Annotated in this window: 14 protein-coding genes; 10 read left to right on the forward strand and 4 right to left on the reverse strand. The window is 59.4% G+C overall.

What is annotated here, in order from left to right:
* Positions 1 to 25 precede the first annotated feature (25 nt).
* Positions 26 to 1,222 (forward strand): biopolymer transporter ExbB, encoded by a 1,197-nt coding sequence (locus tag QPJ95_RS12010; protein WP_270918006.1) that lies wholly within the window; start codon positions 26 to 28, stop codon positions 1,220 to 1,222.
* Between the two features lie 3 nt (positions 1,223 to 1,225).
* Entirely contained in the window at positions 1,226 to 3,643 is a 2,418-nt protein-coding gene (locus tag QPJ95_RS12015; RefSeq protein WP_270918005.1) for a peptidoglycan -binding protein, read from the forward strand.
* A 7-nt stretch (positions 3,644 to 3,650) separates the two neighbouring features.
* Here QPJ95_RS12015 and QPJ95_RS12020 read toward each other — a convergent pair whose 3' ends face one another.
* The 3 genes from QPJ95_RS12020 to gloB form a co-directional block, all read right to left on the reverse strand.
* Positions 3,651 to 4,538 (reverse strand): M23 family metallopeptidase, encoded by an 888-nt coding sequence (locus QPJ95_RS12020; protein ID WP_270918004.1) that lies wholly within the window; start codon positions 4,536 to 4,538, stop codon positions 3,651 to 3,653.
* Between the two features lie 65 nt (positions 4,539 to 4,603).
* Complete coding sequence (gene clpA / locus QPJ95_RS12025; protein WP_270918003.1) at positions 4,604 to 6,925, reverse strand: ATP-dependent Clp protease ATP-binding subunit ClpA; 2,322 nt, start codon at positions 6,923 to 6,925, stop codon at positions 4,604 to 4,606.
* Positions 6,926 to 7,104: 179 nt separating this feature from the next.
* A complete protein-coding gene (gene gloB, locus QPJ95_RS12030) occupies positions 7,105 to 7,872 on the reverse strand; it encodes a hydroxyacylglutathione hydrolase (RefSeq protein WP_270918044.1) in 768 nt (255 codons plus the stop codon).
* A gap of 62 nt (positions 7,873 to 7,934) precedes the next feature.
* Between gloB and QPJ95_RS12035 the strand changes: the two genes are divergently transcribed.
* From QPJ95_RS12035 to QPJ95_RS12070, 8 genes are all read left to right on the forward strand, one after another.
* Entirely contained in the window at positions 7,935 to 8,681 is a 747-nt protein-coding gene (locus QPJ95_RS12035; RefSeq protein WP_270918002.1) for a class I SAM-dependent methyltransferase, read from the forward strand.
* A 377-nt stretch (positions 8,682 to 9,058) separates the two neighbouring features.
* Positions 9,059 to 9,619, forward strand: coding sequence for a F0F1 ATP synthase subunit delta (locus QPJ95_RS12040; protein WP_270918001.1), 561 nt, complete (start codon positions 9,059 to 9,061; stop codon positions 9,617 to 9,619).
* Entirely contained in the window at positions 9,620 to 11,158 is a 1,539-nt protein-coding gene (gene atpA / locus QPJ95_RS12045) for a F0F1 ATP synthase subunit alpha (protein ID WP_270918000.1), read from the forward strand.
* 15 nt (positions 11,159 to 11,173) lie between these two features.
* The gene (locus QPJ95_RS12050; RefSeq protein ID WP_270917999.1) at positions 11,174 to 12,049 is read left to right on the forward strand and encodes a F0F1 ATP synthase subunit gamma; all 876 of its coding nucleotides are present in this window, start codon (positions 11,174 to 11,176) and stop codon (positions 12,047 to 12,049) included.
* A gap of 20 nt (positions 12,050 to 12,069) precedes the next feature.
* Entirely contained in the window at positions 12,070 to 13,494 is a 1,425-nt protein-coding gene (gene atpD, locus QPJ95_RS12055; protein WP_270917998.1) for a F0F1 ATP synthase subunit beta, read from the forward strand.
* A gap of 11 nt (positions 13,495 to 13,505) precedes the next feature.
* A complete protein-coding gene (locus tag QPJ95_RS12060) occupies positions 13,506 to 13,922 on the forward strand; it encodes a F0F1 ATP synthase subunit epsilon (protein ID WP_270917997.1) in 417 nt (138 codons plus the stop codon).
* A 230-nt stretch (positions 13,923 to 14,152) separates the two neighbouring features.
* Positions 14,153 to 14,503 (forward strand): H-type lectin domain-containing protein, encoded by a 351-nt coding sequence (locus tag QPJ95_RS12065; RefSeq protein WP_270917996.1) that lies wholly within the window; start codon positions 14,153 to 14,155, stop codon positions 14,501 to 14,503.
* A 112-nt stretch (positions 14,504 to 14,615) separates the two neighbouring features.
* Complete coding sequence (locus tag QPJ95_RS12070; RefSeq protein WP_270917995.1) at positions 14,616 to 15,464, forward strand: LysM peptidoglycan-binding domain-containing protein; 849 nt, start codon at positions 14,616 to 14,618, stop codon at positions 15,462 to 15,464.
* Between the two features lie 85 nt (positions 15,465 to 15,549).
* Here the strand turns inward: QPJ95_RS12070 and QPJ95_RS12075 are convergent, their stop codons facing one another.
* Positions 15,550 to 16,572 carry a ribose-phosphate pyrophosphokinase gene (locus QPJ95_RS12075; RefSeq protein ID WP_270917994.1) on the reverse strand — a complete coding sequence of 341 codons (1,023 nt, stop codon included), beginning with the start codon at positions 16,570 to 16,572 and terminating at the stop codon, positions 15,550 to 15,552.
* Positions 16,573 to 16,655 lie beyond the last annotated feature (83 nt).

Raw genomic sequence — 16,655 nt, forward strand, 5'->3', positions numbered from 1 at the left:
GAGTAGATTTCAGGAACACCGACGAATGGCGCAGCCACATAGCGAGGCCCGAGTGCAATTTTCGCAGCCGGTCCGCCAAATCATGATGATGTTGATCGCGCTGGGCCTGTCGGGGTTTGGCGCCTTTGTGGCCCTGCCGCGGGTGCTGCCGGTGTTCCAATCCAACCTCTGGCTGAACGGCTTTATCCTGCTGGTGTTTGTCTTTGGCGTGCTGGCCTGTTTCTGGCAGGTGATCCAGCTGATTGGCTCGGTGCGGTGGATTGAACGGTTTGCCGCCGGCGAGATCCGTGACGCGGCCCGGCCACCCTCCATTCTGGCGCCGCTGGCGACCATGCTCAGAACCCGTGCGGCGCGGATGCAGCTGGGCTCGTCCTCGACCCGCTCGATCCTGGACAGCGTTGCCAACCGCATCGACGAAGACCGCGAGATCAGCCGCTATATCGTCAATCTGCTGATTTTCCTTGGACTTCTGGGAACATTCTACGGCTTGGCGACAACGGTTCCGGCTGTGGTGGAGACCATTCGCAGCCTGTCGCCCAAGGATGGCGAAGAAAGCCTTGCGGTGTTCAAGCGGCTGATGAGCGGGCTTGAGGACCAGCTGGGCGGCATGGGCACCGCCTTTGCCTCGTCGCTGCTGGGCCTGGCCGGCTCGCTGATCGTGGGCCTGCTTGAGCTGTTCGCCGGCCACGGTCAAAACAGGTTCTACCGCGAGCTGGAGGAATGGCTGTCCAGCTTTACCCGAGTCAGTTTCTCGTCGGGGGAAGAAGGCACCAGCGAAACCGGTGTGGTGACCGAGGTGCTGGACACCATGGCCGAACAGATGGATGCGCTGCAGGCGTTGTTTGTGCAGTCCGCCGAAGGCGGCGACATGGTCAATCACAAGCTCACTGAACTGGTCGACAGTATCTCTGCGATGAACGACCGCCAGGACCAGAGCGACACCGTTGCCGCCTCTCTCGAGCGGGTGGCGATTGGCCAGGAGGCGCTGACCGAAGTGATGCGCGCCTATGGCAGCGATGCGGGTATCGACGCCGAAAGCCGGATGCGCCTGCGCTCCATCGACGTGCAGATGCTGCGGATCCTCGAGGAAATCTCGGCGGGGCGTCAGGAAAGCCTGGCAGAGCTGCGCCGCGACATCGACGTTTTGGTCAAGACCTTTGCCCGCCCGCGCGGCCGCGCCCGTGCCCGGGCCGAGGTGGCCCCAGACAGCGGAGAGGTCTGACCCATGGGCCTGTCTCGGCGCTCCGGACAACGATTCCAGGCCTCGATCTGGCCGGGGTTTGTCGATGCGATGACCGGGCTGTTGCTGGTGCTGATGTTCCTGATCACGATTTTCATGATCGTCCAATTTGTGCTGCGCGATACCATTTCAAATCAGGAAACCGAGCTGGACTCGCTGGCCGGTGAGGTGGGGGCGCTGGCCAGTGCGCTGGGACTGGAAGAGCGCGCCAACAACCAGCTGGACGCCCGGCTGGGGGCGCTGAATGCCACTCTGAATGACACCCAAACAGATCTGGACCGCAGTCAGGCGCAACTGGGCGAACAGGCGACGCTGATTGCCTCGCTGACCTCGCAGCGCGACCGCCAGGCGTCAGAGCTGGCGGATGCCTCGGCACAGATCACCTCGTTTGAGGCCCAGGTGGCGACTTTGTTGGCGAACCGGGATCAGGCAAATGCCAATATTGCCACCCTGCAGGCCGACCAACAGGCGCTCGAAATGGCCCGCGCGGATCTCCTGTCCGAGCAAGAAGCACTTAATCTGGCGCTGGCGCAGAGCCGGGGTGAAATTGATTTACAAGTTGAAGCGGCGCGTCTGGCGGCGGCCAAACGTGAGGCGCTTGAGGCGCTGATCGCCGGGCTTGAGCAAGAAGGTGACGTGCGCGACGCCGAACTGACCGGATCCCGACAGCTCAGTGACGAGCGCGCCGCGGCCTTGGCACAGGCGCGACAACAGCTCAGCGACGAAGAGGCAGCGCGGCTGGTCGAAGCCGCCGCCGCCGAGGCGTTGCGTCAAAAACTGGCCAATGCCGACAGCGAACTCACCGCGATGACACTGGCGCTTGAGGCTCAGCGACAGGATGCCGAAGACACGCTGACCCTGCTGGCGGCCGCAAATGTGGCGCAAAAGGCGCTGGATACAAAACTGGCCGAGGCGCTGACTGCAATCGAGGCGGCGCGGGCACAGACCCGCGAGCGCGATGAGCTGGCCGAGCGGCTGACCCGGGTGCTGGCCCAGATGCAGGTCACCCAATCCGCAGCGGCGGCGCGGGTCACTGCGCTGGAGGTCGAGCTGGGCCGCATTCGCACTGACAGCGCCGCCAGCCGTGAGCGGTTGACAGCAGAGCTGGCTCTGGCCCGGCAACAGGCGGCGCAGACCGGGGATGCGCTGGCGGCAGAACTGGCCAGCCAGCGCGCCAGCAGCCTGCAGTCGCAGTCCGACTATCAGGATGAATTGCAGCGCTTGCAGAGCGAACAGGCGGCGCTGCGGGCCGGATTGGAAGCCCAGATTGCCACGCTGCAGGCGACGGCAGAGGCCGAACAGCGGGGGTTGCAACAGCGTCTGGCGCAGGTGCAGGCGGATGCCGCCAGCGCCGAGGCCGGGCTTTTGTCACAACTGGATCAGTCGCGCGCCGACCTTGCGGCGATGCGATCCGCCGCCAGTTCAACCCAGCAAGAGCGGGCGGCGGTGGAAAGCCGTCTTCTGGAGGCTCTGGACGCTTTGGAGCGGGCGCAGGTCTCGGCCTCGGATCAGGAGGTGTTGCAAAGCCGCCTGCTGGCCGCCCTTGCGCAGCAATCCGACGCCGAGACCCGCGCCGCCGAGCAGCTGTCGCTGGCGCAACAACGCGCCGCGCTGCTGGCACAGGCTCGCGCGACACTGGCGGGAGAAAAAGAAATCTCAGCCAAGGCGCAGCGCCAGACCGCATTGCTGAACCAGCAGGTCGCAGCGTTGCGAAACCAGCTTGGCAGTTTGCAGACGCTGCTGGATGACGGTCAGGCCCGTGATGTGGCGCAGCAGGTGCAATTGCAAAACCTGGGCAAGGATCTGAACACTGCCTTGGCCCGGGCGGCCTCGGAAGAGCGCAAAAGCCGCCTGCTGGAAGAGGCCGAGCGCAAGCGGCTGCAGGCCGAAGCGATTGAATTGGCAAACCGGGCTGCCGATCTGGAGAGCCGGGCCGAGGATCTGGAACACTACCGGTCAGAGTTTTTCGGCCGTCTCCGCGATGTGTTGGGCAATCAGCAGGGCGTCCGCATCGAAGGCGATCGCTTTGTGTTCTCCTCTGAGGTTCTGTTTCCGCCGGGGGGTGCCAATTTGTCGTCCGAAGGCGAGGTGGAGATTGCCAAGGTGGCCGATATATTGCGCAGTGTCGCAGGCGATATTCCGGCCAGTATCGACTGGGTGATCCGGGTTGACGGCCATACCGACGACAGGCCGCTGGTTGGCCATTCCAAATATTCCGACAACTGGGAGCTCAGTCAGGGCAGGGCGCTGTCGGTGGTGCGGTTCATGGTTGAAATCCTGGGCATCCCTCCGGGTCGGTTATCGGCCAATGGCTTTGGCGAATACCAGCCCGTTAACACGGATGACACCCCCCAGGCCCGGGCACAAAATCGCCGGATTGAGCTGAAATTCACCGAGAAATAGGGCGGCCTCAGGGAATGCGCATCAGACTTTCAGAACGGCTGACTTCGGCGCCTGAGCGGATCAGCGTCGCGGCTCCAACGTAGTCTCCGCTGGGCCATGTGTCGCCTTTTAGCCGTTTGCCTGCCGCCCGAAAGAATTCAGCTTGGTTCTTGGTCAGCGGGGCGCGGTGATCGACCAATCGCCCCGTGGGCCCGTCGACAGTCAAGCTCAGAATGTCGCCCAATTGGCCGCCAAAGGCATGCGCCCAGACCACAAGGGCGGGTGCATCGGCGGGCAGCGGACCTTGAGCCGCGGTTCCGGCCTTTATCTCTGAATACTGTGGCACCGCGGTGCTGAAACCCACCCCCAACAACCCGCCGGCCTGATAGGGCATCGGCTGCTGCCACAGGCTTGCGCCCTGTTCACCACAGGTCGGAAAATCCGACAGATCAAACGGATCCACCACAGTGCCATCCCGGCGCAGGGTCAGGTGAAGATGCGGGAACTCGGATTTGCCGCTTAGCCCGACCTGGCCCAAAACGGTGCCCGCTGTCAGCCGCTGGCCGGGCTCCACCCGGAGCGAGCCGGATTTCATATGGCAATACTGGGTTTCCCAGCCATTTGCGTGGCGTAACACCACGCCATTGCCACATTCCTTGCCTGCCGTGGCAGCGGTTGGCCCGACATCTGCCACCCCGTCGCGCATTCCGCGCACCACACCGGGGGCGGAAGCCAGCACAGCAACGCCACGCTCCATGTCGGCCAATGTGGGAAGGCGGAAATCAGTGCCGTTATGGCCATCATAGCTCAGCCCGCCGCAGTGATAGTCGGTCACAGCCGGGCCGGGATCCCGGTCAACCTGGTGCTGGATGAAACAAGTCTGGCCAAGGGTGCAGTCAAGGGGCAGGCGCAACATAAAATCGCTCGCCCCCACAGGGGGGGCGAGCGTGAGTATCAGGGCCAGAAGGGCAAGCCGTAGCATCAATCCGCGGTGAGCAGCGGTGGCTTGTCGCCCGAGATCCTTGGCTTGACGGGGCCTTCGATGCGCAGATCCAGGGCGCCATCCTTGATGCCAACCTTGACCAGCCCGCCTTTGGCGAGCTTGCCAAACAGCAGCTCTTCGGCCAGCGGTTTCTTGATGTACTCCTGGATGACGCGGGCCAGTGGCCGGGCCCCCATCTTGTCATCATAGCCCTTGTTGGCAATCCATTCGGCGGCCGGGCGGGTCAGCTCGATCGAGACATGGCGATCCAGCAATTGCGCTTCGAGTTGCAGCACGAATTTTTCGACCACCTGCATGATCACTTCTTTGGGCAGCGGCGCAAAGGAGATCACCGCGTCCAGACGGTTGCGGAACTCTGGCGTGAAGGTGCGTTCAACCGCGGCTGTATCCTCGCCCTCGCGGCGGTCCCGGCCAAAGCCAATGGCCGATTTTGCCATTTCCGAAGCGCCGGCGTTAGAGGTCATGATCAGGATCACATTGCGGAAATTCACCGTGCGGCCATTGTGGTCGGTCAGCTCGCCGTGGTCCATCACCTGCAGCAGGATGTTGAACACATCCGGATGTGCCTTTTCGATCTCGTCCAGCAGCAACACGCAATGCGGATGCTGGTCAATACCGTCGGTCAGCAAGCCACCCTGATCAAAGCCGACATAGCCCGGAGGCGCACCGATCAGGCGTGAGACCGCGTGTTTCTCCATGTATTCGGACATATCGAACCGCAGCAGTTCCAGCCCCAGCATATCGGACAGCTGTTTGGCCACCTCGGTTTTGCCGACGCCAGTGGGGCCGGTGAACAGGTAGTTGCCAATGGGTTTTTCCGGTTCGCGCAGGCCGGCACGGGCCAGTTTGATCGCCGAGGACAGGGCGCCAATGGCCTTGTCCTGACCAAACACCACCCGTTTGAGGGATTTCTCCAGATCTTTCAGCACTGCGGCATCGTCCTTGGAAACCGACTTGGGCGGGATGCGGGCAATCTTGGCCACCACCGCCTCGATCTCTTTGACACCGATGGTCTTGCGGCGCTTGCTTTCGATGATCAGATGCTGGGCGGCGCCGGCTTCGTCGATCACGTCAATGGCGCTGTCGGGCAGCTTGCGGTCATTGATATAACGCGCCGCCAATTCCACCGCCGTCTTGATAGCTTCCGAGGTGTATTTGGTGCCGTGATGCTCCTCGAAATACGGTTTTAACCCGCGCAGGATCTTTACTGAATCATCAACCGAGGGCTCATCGACGTCGATTTTCTGGAACCGACGCGCCAGGGCGCGGTCCTTTTCAAAGTGCTGGCGGAATTCCTTGTAGGTGGTCGACCCCATGGTGCGCAGCTTGCCACCCTGTAGCGCGGGTTTCAGCAGGTTCGAGGCATCCATTGCCCCGCCCGAGGTGGCCCCGGCGCCAATCACCGTGTGGATCTCGTCAATGAACAGAACCCCGTCCGGATGGGCCTCCAGCTCGGTGACCACTGCTTTCAGGCGTTCCTCAAAATCACCGCGATAGCGGGTGCCGGCCAGCAGCGACCCCATGTCGAGCGAGAATATGGTGGTTTTCGACAGCACCTCTGGGATTTCACCGGCGACGATCTTGCGGGCAAGACCTTCGGCGATGGCGGTTTTGCCAACACCAGGGTCGCCCACCAGCAGCGGGTTGTTCTTGCGGCGGCGGCACAGCACCTGGATGCAGCGCTCGACCTCCTGGTCGCGGCCGATCAACGGGTCGATTTCACCCTCGCGCGATTTGGCGTTCAGGTCGACGCAGTATTTGTCGAGCGCGCTTTCCTTTTTGTCCTCTTCGGTGACGGTCTGGATTTCATCATCCGGGTCATGGGCGCCGGTTACCGGGCGTGGCTCGCCAAAGGCGGGATCCTTGGCGACGCCATGGGCAATATAGTTGACCGCGTCATAGCGGGTCATTTCCTGGTCCTGCAGGAAATAGGCGGCGTCGCTTTCGCGCTCGGCAAAGATTGCCACCAGCACATTGGCGCCGCTCACTTCGGTGCGGCCTGAACTTTGAACGTGGATCGCAGCGCGCTGGATCACCCGCTGGAAGGCGGCCGTTGGCACCGCTTCGGAGCCGTCGATGTCGGTGACCAGATTGGCCAGGTCTTCATCGACAAATTCCACCAGGGTCTTGCGCAGTTCAGTCAGATCAACGCTGCAGGCCTGCATGACGCGGGCGGCTTCTGGCTCGTCCAGAAGCGACAGCAGCAGATGCTCCAAGGTGGCGAATTCGTGACGCCTTTCGTTGGCCAGCGCAAGCGCGGCATGGATGGCGGTTTCTAGTGTGCTCGAGAATGAAGGCACGGGCGTGCTCCTCTGTCTTGGGTCGGTGGAGAGATCGTAGGTTTACCAATCTTCCCTAGTACCAACCATGTCCTCATAGTGTTAGATTTTGGTTGATACAGCCGTAGCTTCAAGGCTTTTCTTGTAAATAATGGTCACATTCCTTGGAGACGTGCTTTTTTTCACAGCTGGGGGATCCGTCAAAAGGCGTCTTTCCGTTTGCGGATCTCAGTGAAAATCAGTTCTGAATCAATGCCTTCCATGCCAATGGCTTGCTTTAACTTGTCCTGTCCGGCGCGCAGGAACGGATTTGTCGCCAATTCCAGCGACAGCAATGAGGGCACCGTTGCTTTGCCGGTTGCACGTGCTTTGGCGATATCGGCGACGCGGGCCTGCAATGCGGGGTTGTCCGGTTCGATCGTCAAGGCAAAGGCGCCGTTGGACTGCGTGTATTCATGGCCTGAATAAACCACGGTTTCAGACGGCAGCGCCGCCAGCTTACCCAGACTCTGCCACATCTGCGCCGCGCTGCCCTCGAACAGCCGCCCGCAGCCCAGAGCCATCAGGCTGTCAGCGGTAAACAGCGCCTTCGACTTGGGCAGGTGAAAGGCGACATGGCCAATGGTGTGGCCCGGCACCTCGATGACCTGCACGTCCTCTCCCAGCAACGAATAGGCAGTGCCCTCTTTCACCGCCAGATCCAGCGGCGGCAATCTGTGGGCATCGGCCTCGGCGCCGACGACGCTGGGCTGGTAGATCTGGCGCAACTCCTCCAGGCCATCAATGTGATCCCAGTGGTGATGGGTCAGCAGCACAAAATCGAGCTGCCAGCCGCGCTTGTCGAGTTCAGCCCTGATGGGGGCGGCTTCGGGGGCATCGACCAGAGCGGTCAGGCCGCTATCGGCTGCGTGCAGCAGAAAGGCGTAGTTATCTGACAGGCAGGGGACAGTGATGATCTCAAGAGGCATGGTCATTCGCCTTTTCATGGTTAAACTGTGGGTCAGATTGACTGAATCGACGGACACCCGCAATGCATCTTGATGTGCAGGACTTGAGAAATTTTTACTACCGCAGCACCTTAGGGCGGGCGGCACAGGCGTCGATCCGGTCGCGGTTGCTGCAAATGTGGCCCGATGCGATGGGGCAGACCATGGCGGGGTTTGGCTTTGCGGCGCCATTGATGCGTCCCTATCTGCCCGAGGCCCGCCGGGTGGTGGCGCTGATGCCGGGGCCGCAGGGGGTGATGCAATGGCCCGCCGGACTGCCCAATGTCTCGGTGCTGTGCGAAGAAACTCGCTGGCCGCTGGATACCGGCCGGGTGGATCGGCTGCTGGTGATGCATGGGCTGGAGACCTCGGATCATCCTGCCAAACTGCTCGAGGAATGCTGGCGGGTGCTGGGGCCGGGTGGTCGCGCCATCTTTGTGGTGCCCAACCGGGCCGGGCTCTGGTCGCGGTCAGACAAGACGCCGTTTGGCTATGGGCGCCCCTATACGCTTGGCCAGCTGGAAAGCCAGCTCAGGGCGCATCAGTTCACCACCGAACGTCATGCCGCCGCCCTGTACCAATTGCCATCAATGCGGCGATTCTGGCTGAAATCCGGGCCGGCGATCGAAAAGATGGGGCGGCAATTGCCAACGGTGCTGGCTGGCGGCGTGTTTCTGGTCGAGGTCAGCAAACAGATCCATCAGCCGCGCGGCTTGGCAACCAAGGTCAAGGCGCGCAGCCGCATCCGGGTGCTGGAGGGGCTGTCCAATCCAATGCCAAAACCGGCGTGACCCGCCCCCCTCGCGGTTGATTCCCCGTTTGCGCCGCGATCCGCTTGAAACGGGCCGCTGTGGCCAGAGAATGGGGCCCGGGACGTGTTATCCACAACCGATGTTTGGCTTTTGTGCCCCCTGGAGCCGGAAAAAACTTGCAAAAGTGTTACCTTTTTCTGTCCATTCGGGGGGTGCAAAGGGTCGCACTTGGCCTAACATGTTGAAAATATTCAATTAAGCACTTTTGGCGTCACCGCTATATAATGTTGCTTGGTGGCTATGGCTCTGTTACATCCACGCTGATTTTATCGTCCTTCCGTGATGGGAGGGCTGACTCACGCCCCCGGATGCCGCCGCAAGGTCAGCTAACCGGGGCCAGTATCGGAAGGGTGGATGTGTCCGAACCAGCTTCGATTTCCGCAGGCATTGCCGCGCGCTATGCCACTGCGATCTTTGAGATTGCAGAAGAGAATAAGGCCCTGAGTGGTCTTGAAACCAGCATCAATGATCTGGACGCCACGCTGGCTGATAGTGCTGATCTGCGCAACCTGATCAACTCGCCGCTTGTATCGCGCGACGAGCAGGGCGGTGCGATCACTGCGATTGCTGCCAAAATGGGGCTCGATCCCATGATCAGCAATGCGCTGGCACTGATGGCTGAAAACCGCCGCCTGTTTGTTCTTCCGGCGCTGATTGTGGCGCTGCGTAGCCAATTGGCAGAGGCCCGTGGTGAAGTCACAGCAGATGTGACCTCGGCCAAGGCGCTGACCAAGACCCAAAGCGAAAAGTTGGCCAAGACGCTGACCGCCCGCGTGGGCAAAAAAGTTACTATAAATGCAACTGTCGATGAGAGCATCATCGGCGGTCTCGTCGTCAAAGTCGGCTCGAAGATGATCGATAGCTCGATCCGCTCCAAGCTCGATTCCCTCCAGAATGTAATGAAAGAGGTCGGATAAATGGGTATCCAAGCTGCAGAGATTTCTGCAATCCTGAAAGACCAGATTAAGAACTTTGGTCAAGAAGCCGAAGTGGCTGAAATCGGTCGCGTGCTGAGCGTCGGTGATGGTATCGCCCGCGTTTACGGTCTGGACAATGTTCAGGCTGGCGAAATGGTCGAATTCCCCGGTGGCATCATGGGCATGGCGCTGAACCTGGAAAGCGACAACGTCGGTATCGTTATCTTTGGCTCCGACCGGGACATCAAAGAAGGCGACACAGTCAAGCGCACCAACTCGATCGTGGACGTGCCAATCGGCAATGGTCTGCTGGGTCGTGTTGTGGACGGTCTGGGCAACCCGATCGACGGCAAGGGTCCGATCGAAGCTACCGAGCGCGGCATTGCCGACGTCAAAGCGCCTGGCATTATCCCGCGTAAATCGGTTCACGAGCCGATGGCAACTGGCCTGAAGTCGGTTGACGCGATGATCCCAATTGGCCGTGGCCAGCGTGAGCTGATCATTGGTGACCGTCAGACCGGCAAAACCGCCGTGGCTCTGGACGCGATCCTGAACCAGAAATCCTCCAACGAAGCCGCTGGCGACGACGAAGGCAAGAAGCTGTACTGCATCTATGTAGCCATCGGCCAGAAGCGGTCGACAGTTGCACAGCTGGTGAAGAAGCTGGAAGAATCCGGCGCGATGGAATACACCATCGTGGTGGCCGCAACCGCGTCCGACCCAGCCCCCATGCAGTTCCTGGCACCTTATGCCGCCACTGCAATGGCTGAATTCTTCCGCGACAACGGCCGCCACGCGCTGATCGTCTATGATGATCTCTCCAAGCAGGCTGTGTCCTACCGTCAGATGTCGCTGCTGCTGCGTCGCCCACCGGGCCGTGAAGCCTATCCTGGCGATGTGTTCTATCTGCACTCCAGATTGCTGGAGCGTTCGGCCAAATTGGGCGACGACCACGGCAATGGCTCGCTGACTGCGCTGCCGATCATCGAAACCCAGGGTGGCGACGTTTCGGCGTTTATTCCAACCAACGTGATTTCGATCACCGACGGTCAGATCTTCCTGGAAACCGAACTGTTCTACCAGGGCATCCGTCCGGCTGTGAACACCGGTCTGTCGGTGTCTCGTGTGGGTTCAAGCGCGCAGACCAACGCCATGAAGTCGGTTGCTGGTCCGGTGAAGCTGGAACTGGCTCAGTACCGTGAAATGGCTGCATTTGCGCAGTTCGGTTCCGATCTGGATGCCTCCACTCAGCAGCTGCTGAACCGGGGTGCCCGTCTGACCGAGCTGATGAAGCAGCCGCAGTATTCGCCGCTGACCAACTCTGAAATCGTCTGCGTCATCTTTGCCGGTACCAAAGGCTATCTGGACAAGGTCGACGTCAAAGAGGTCGGCCGCTATGAGGCTGGTATGCTGGCGCACCTGCGCAGCAAGCACCAGGATCTGCTGGACTGGATCACCGAGGAAGACCCCAAAATCAAGGGCGACGCCGAGACCAAGATCAAAGCTGCGCTGGACGAATTCGCCGCTGATTTCGCTTAAGGAAGGGAGGCGGCAATGCCAAATCTTAAAGACCTTAAAAACAGGATCGAGTCGGTCAAATCGACCCGCAAGATCACCAAAGCCATGCAGATGGTCGCGGCCGCAAAATTGCGCCGCGCCCAGGAATCTGCCGAAGAGTCACGCCCCTACACCAAACGGTTTAACGCCGTGATGGCAGGGCTGGCATCTTCGGTCGGCAGTAGCGCCTCGGCGCCGCTGTTGTTGCGTGGAACGGGCAGTGATCAGACCCATCTCCTGGTCGTCATGACCTCCGAGCGGGGCCTCTGTGGTGGCTTCAACTCCAGCATCGCCAAATTGGCGCGGCTGAAGGCGCAAGACCTGAAAGCTGCGGGCAAGACGGTCAAGATCCTGACCGTTGGTAAAAAGGGCCGTGACAACATGAAACGCGATCTGGGCGACGCTTATGTCGGTCACGTCGATCTGAGTGAGGTCAAACGTGTTGGATATGTCAACGCGCAGGACATCGCTCGGGACGTTTTGGGCCGCTTTGATGCGGGTGACTTCGACGTTGCCACGATGTTCTTCTCGGAGTTCGTCAACGTGGTGACCCAGATCCCGACCGAACAGCAAATCATCCCGGCGTCTTTCGAGGCGGTGGAAGGTGAGAGTGACGGTGCGGTCTACGACTACGAGCCCAGCGAAGAGGCCATTCTGGCTGACCTGCTGCCGCGTGGTGTGGCCACTCAGATCTTTGCTGCGCTGCTGGAAAATGGGGCGTCCGAACAGGGTGCCCGGATGAGCGCGATGGACAATGCAACCCGCAACGCGGGTGACATGATCGACCAGCTGACAATCAAGTACAACCGTACACGTCAGGCTGCGATCACCAACGAGCTGATTGAAATCATTTCGGGCGCTGAGGCGCTCTAAGAGACAACCGGAGACGAAACATGGCTAATGCAAAAGGCAAAGTGACTCAGGTCATTGGCGCCGTTGTTGACGTACAGTTCGAGGATGATCTGCCACAGATCCTGAACGCGGTAACCACCGTCAACAATGGCAAGAAACTGGTGCTGGAAGTTGCTCAGCACCTGGGCGAAAACACCGTCCGTACCATCGCAATGGACGCGACCGAAGGTCTGGTTCGCGGCGCCCCTGTCGAAGACACAGGCGCTCCGATTCAGGTGCCAGTTGGCACTGCCACCCTGGGCCGTATCCTCAACGTGACCGGTGATCCGGTTGACGAAAAAGGCCCGGTCAAGGCGACTGAAACCCGCCCGATCCACGGCGACGCTCCAACGTTTGCCGAGCAGTCCACCGAGACCGTAATTCTGACCACCGGCATCAAGGTCATCGACCTGCTGGCGCCCTATACCAAGGGTGGTAAAATTGGTCTGTTCGGTGGTGCCGGCGTTGGTAAAACCGTTCTGATCATGGAACTGATCAACAACATCGCCAAGGTGCACTCGGGCGTGTCCGTGTTCGCCGGTGTTGGTGAGCGGACCCGTGAAGGGAACGACCTGTACCACGAGATGATCGAATCCGGCGTTATCGTTCCTGACGATCTGGAGAAATCCAAGATTGCTCTGGTTTACGGTCAGATGAACGAACCTCCAGGTGCCCGTATGCGTGTTGCGCTGTCAGGTCTGACCCTGGCCGAGCAGTTCCGCGACGAATCCGGTTCGGACGTGTTGTTCTTCGTGGACAACATCTTCCGCTTCACTCAGGCTGGTTCCGAAGTTTCGGCGCTGCTGGGTCGTATTCCATCTGCTGTGGGTTACCAGCCAACACTGGCCACCGACATGGGTGCGATGCAGGAACGGATCTCCTCGACCAAATCCGGTTCGATCACCTCCGTTCAGGCCGTTTACGTGCCTGCGGATGACTTGACCGATCCGGCACCTGCGACTTCGTTTGCTCACCTGGACGCGACCACCGTTCTGGACCGTTCGATCTCGGAAAAGGGTATCTACCCTGCTGTGGACCCGCTTGGCTCGACCTCGCGTCTGCTGGATCCGCTGGTTATCGGTGAAGAGCACTATGCGGTTGCGACCGACGTGCAGCAGATCCTGCAGCGTTACAAATCGCTGCAGGATATCATCGCGATCCTCGGCATGGACGAGCTGTCAGAAGACGACAAGCTGGCCGTCGCCCGGGCCCGTAAGATCGAGCGTTTCCTGTCGCAGCCGTTTGACGTTGCAAAAATCTTTACCGGCGCTGACGGTAAGCAGGTTCCGCTGGAAGAAACTATCTCGTCGTTCAAAGCTGTTGTGGCTGGCGAATACGATCACCTGCCCGAGGGCGCCTTCTATATGGTTGGCGGCATCGATGACGTGATCGCAAAAGCCGAGAAAATGGCTGCTGACGCGGCCTAAGGAGGGACGTAATGGCTGATACCATGCAATTCGACCTCGTGAGCCCGGAGCGAAGCCTAGCTTCGCTTCAGGTGACCGCGGTTCAGATCCCTGGTGCGGATGGTGATATGACGGCGATGCCGATGCATGCGCCAACCATCACCACCCTGCGTCCAGGTCTTCTGCGGGTCGAAAGCCCTGCGGGCAACTCGGACTATGTTGTGTCGGGCGGTTTTGCTGAAATCGGGGCGGACGGTCTGTCGGTGCTGGCTGAAAAGGCCATCCCGGTGACCGAGATGACCCGGGAGCACCTGGACGAGCTGATCGAGGCTGCGCGCGCAGCCCAGGCAGCGGCGCAGGAGACCAAAGAGGAGCATCACTCTCTGGTTGACGACGCCACCAAGCTGCTGGCCGATATGGAAGCACTGGGCGAGCACATCAACCTGTAAGGGTTTGTGTTTTGAACAGATACAAAAGCCGGCCCCATTGTGGGCCGGCTTTTTTGTTGGCCCGCCAGTGAAGTGGGCCAGTGAAGTGGGCCAGTGAAACGGGGCCGTGAAGCGGGGTAGGGGGCGGGCCGCTCAGGGCTGTCACTGCGGCGCGATTTTTTCGGCGTTACCCTAGTCTTGCCTGATTTATCTTTTATGGTTGTGATGGGGGAAAGCGGAACAGATATGACATGAAGCGACTCAGAAACCCACGCACAGGTATCGCTCAGGGCGACGAGATGGTTTTCGCCGAGTTTGAAACCGGCGGTACCATGTGGACCGGATCCGGCGAGCGCGAACGCCGCAAGGCCGTTCGCTTTGACGAGGGCTTCGCCTCATCCCCGGCGGTGCAGCTGTCGATGTCGCTGTGGGATATGGACACCTCGGCGGCGATCCGCGCCGAACTGGTGGCTGAGAATGTGACAACAGCCGGCTTCGACATCGTGTTCCGAACCTGGGCCGACAGCCGAGTCGCCCGCGTCAGGGTCTCGTGGATGGCGATTGGTGAACTGGCGTTTGAGGATGACTGGGACGTGGAGTAGGGCGTTGGCACAATCCAGTCCCATTGGGATTAGCATTTGTACTTAATCGTGCGCCACGGTTAAACTACTTAAAGCTGTAACTGGCGAATCATTTGTTTTAGGGCTCATTTTAATGGTAACTACAACTATACATACGGTTAAAAAAGGTGAAAATCTTTCCAAGATTGCACAACTTTACGGCGTGAGAAATTTTGAATTGATCTACAAGGATCCCGTCAACGCAAAGTTCAGGAAGACGCGACCTAAACCTGATTTGATCCAGCCAGGTGATAAAGTCGTTATTCCGAATTTCGCGTTAACTCCTGACAAACGCAAGGATCTGAAAACCTTGATTTCTACCGTAGAGGCACGTCTTTCGCGTCTGGAGAGGAATCGCAAAGATCTGATTGCGACCACCAAAGAATTCGCCGGCGAGATCAGTACCTATAAGAGCAAGTTCAAAAAGACCAAGAATGCTGCTGATGGCGCTGCCCTGATCATTACCTTATTGCTATCAGTAGCAAAAATTTCCGCAATAGGCTTGAAGGCGGCAACCCAGACTACGACGGAACTTGCCAAGGCCAACAAGGAAATTCTCAAAGAGATTGGGAAAATGAGTTTGACTGCAGTAGAGCCTGCGTTAGGGGCGGGAGCTGGCAAAATGGCCTCTTCTTCGAGCAAGGGAATCGCCGTAATTGGCATTCTTGCGGACTCATTCTTTAACTTATCCAGCCCATCCTTTTGGGCGAAAACCTATATGAAAGCGCAGGATGAAAAGCTGTTGGACAAGATCATCAAGGGAAAATTCGGACAGGGCTGGGACGCTTGGTCGAAGGCTGTGACTTGGGATCCTCTTGCGGAATTTGATCGTATGCAGACGAATATGAAGGCGCAGTCTGAAAAACAGGTCAAACAGTTGGATATTTTGATCGCTGAGAACAAGAAGCTCTTGCAAGGCCTAAAAGGGCTCGCTTCAAAGTAGTCGCTTGGGAACGCTACCCCCTCCCAAAAAAACAAAACCCCGCGCAGTCACCTGCACGGGGTCGTTGATCGGATTGTAGTCCGGATCAGATATTGTTGGCATACAGCGACTCGTAGATCGGGATCAGCGTCTTGTCGTCAAACAGCGACGACACGCTAGTGCCGTGCCAGATGTTCAGGATCGCCTGGGTGAACAGCGGTGCGGTCGGCAGGATGCGGATGTTGGGTGTGTTTCGGACTGCCTCGGTCGGCTGGATCGAATCCGTCAGCACCAGTGACTTCATCACCGAATTGGTCACGCGTTCCACTGCGGGGCCGCTCATCACGCCGTGGGTGATATAGGCATGCACTTCCTTGGCGCCGTTATCCATCAGGATCTGGGCTGCCTTGCACAGGGTGCCGGCGGTGTCGCACATATCGTCGATGATCAGGCAGATCTTGTCTTTGACGTCGCCAATGACCGTCATCTCGGCCACTTCACCTGCCTTGCCCCGGCGTTTGTCGACGATCGACAGCGGCGCATTGATGCGCTTGGCCAGCTCACGCGCACGGGCAACACCGCCCACGTCTGGTGACACCACCATCAGCTCGCTCATCCGGTCCTTGAACTGGTTCTTGACGTCCAGCGCAAAGATCGGGCTGGCATATAGGTTATCGACGGGAATGTCGAAGAACCCCTGGATCTGTGCCGCGTGCAGGTCCATGGTCAGCACCCGCTCGATACCGGATTCGACCAGCATATTGGCGACCAGCTTGGCGGTGATCGGGGTGCGCGCCTTGGTGCGGCGGTCCTGACGGGCATAGCCAAAGTAGGGGATCACCGCAGTGATCCGCTGTGCGGATGAGCGCCGCAGCGCGTCGGCGATGATCAGCAGCTCCATCAGGTTGTCATTGGCCGGGTTCGATGTCGGCTGAATGATGAACATGTCCTCGCCGCGGACATTTTCATAGACCTCGACAAAGATTTCACCATCGTTGAACCGTTCAACGCGGGCATCAACCAGACCCTGATCGACACCGCGATGCAGGCTCATTCGTCGGCTGATGGATTCGGCAAGTGGTTGGTTTGCGTTCCCAGATATGAGTTTGGGTTCGTTTAGTGTCGGCATGAGCTGAATATCCCCAGGCAGCTAAGCAATGTGACGGATTCGTGATATTGAACACCGCTTAGCATGGGCGTACCGTCACGCAA

It is taken from the genome of Parasedimentitalea psychrophila (assembly GCF_030285785.1).
GTDB lineage: Bacteria > Pseudomonadota > Alphaproteobacteria > Rhodobacterales > Rhodobacteraceae > Parasedimentitalea > Parasedimentitalea psychrophila.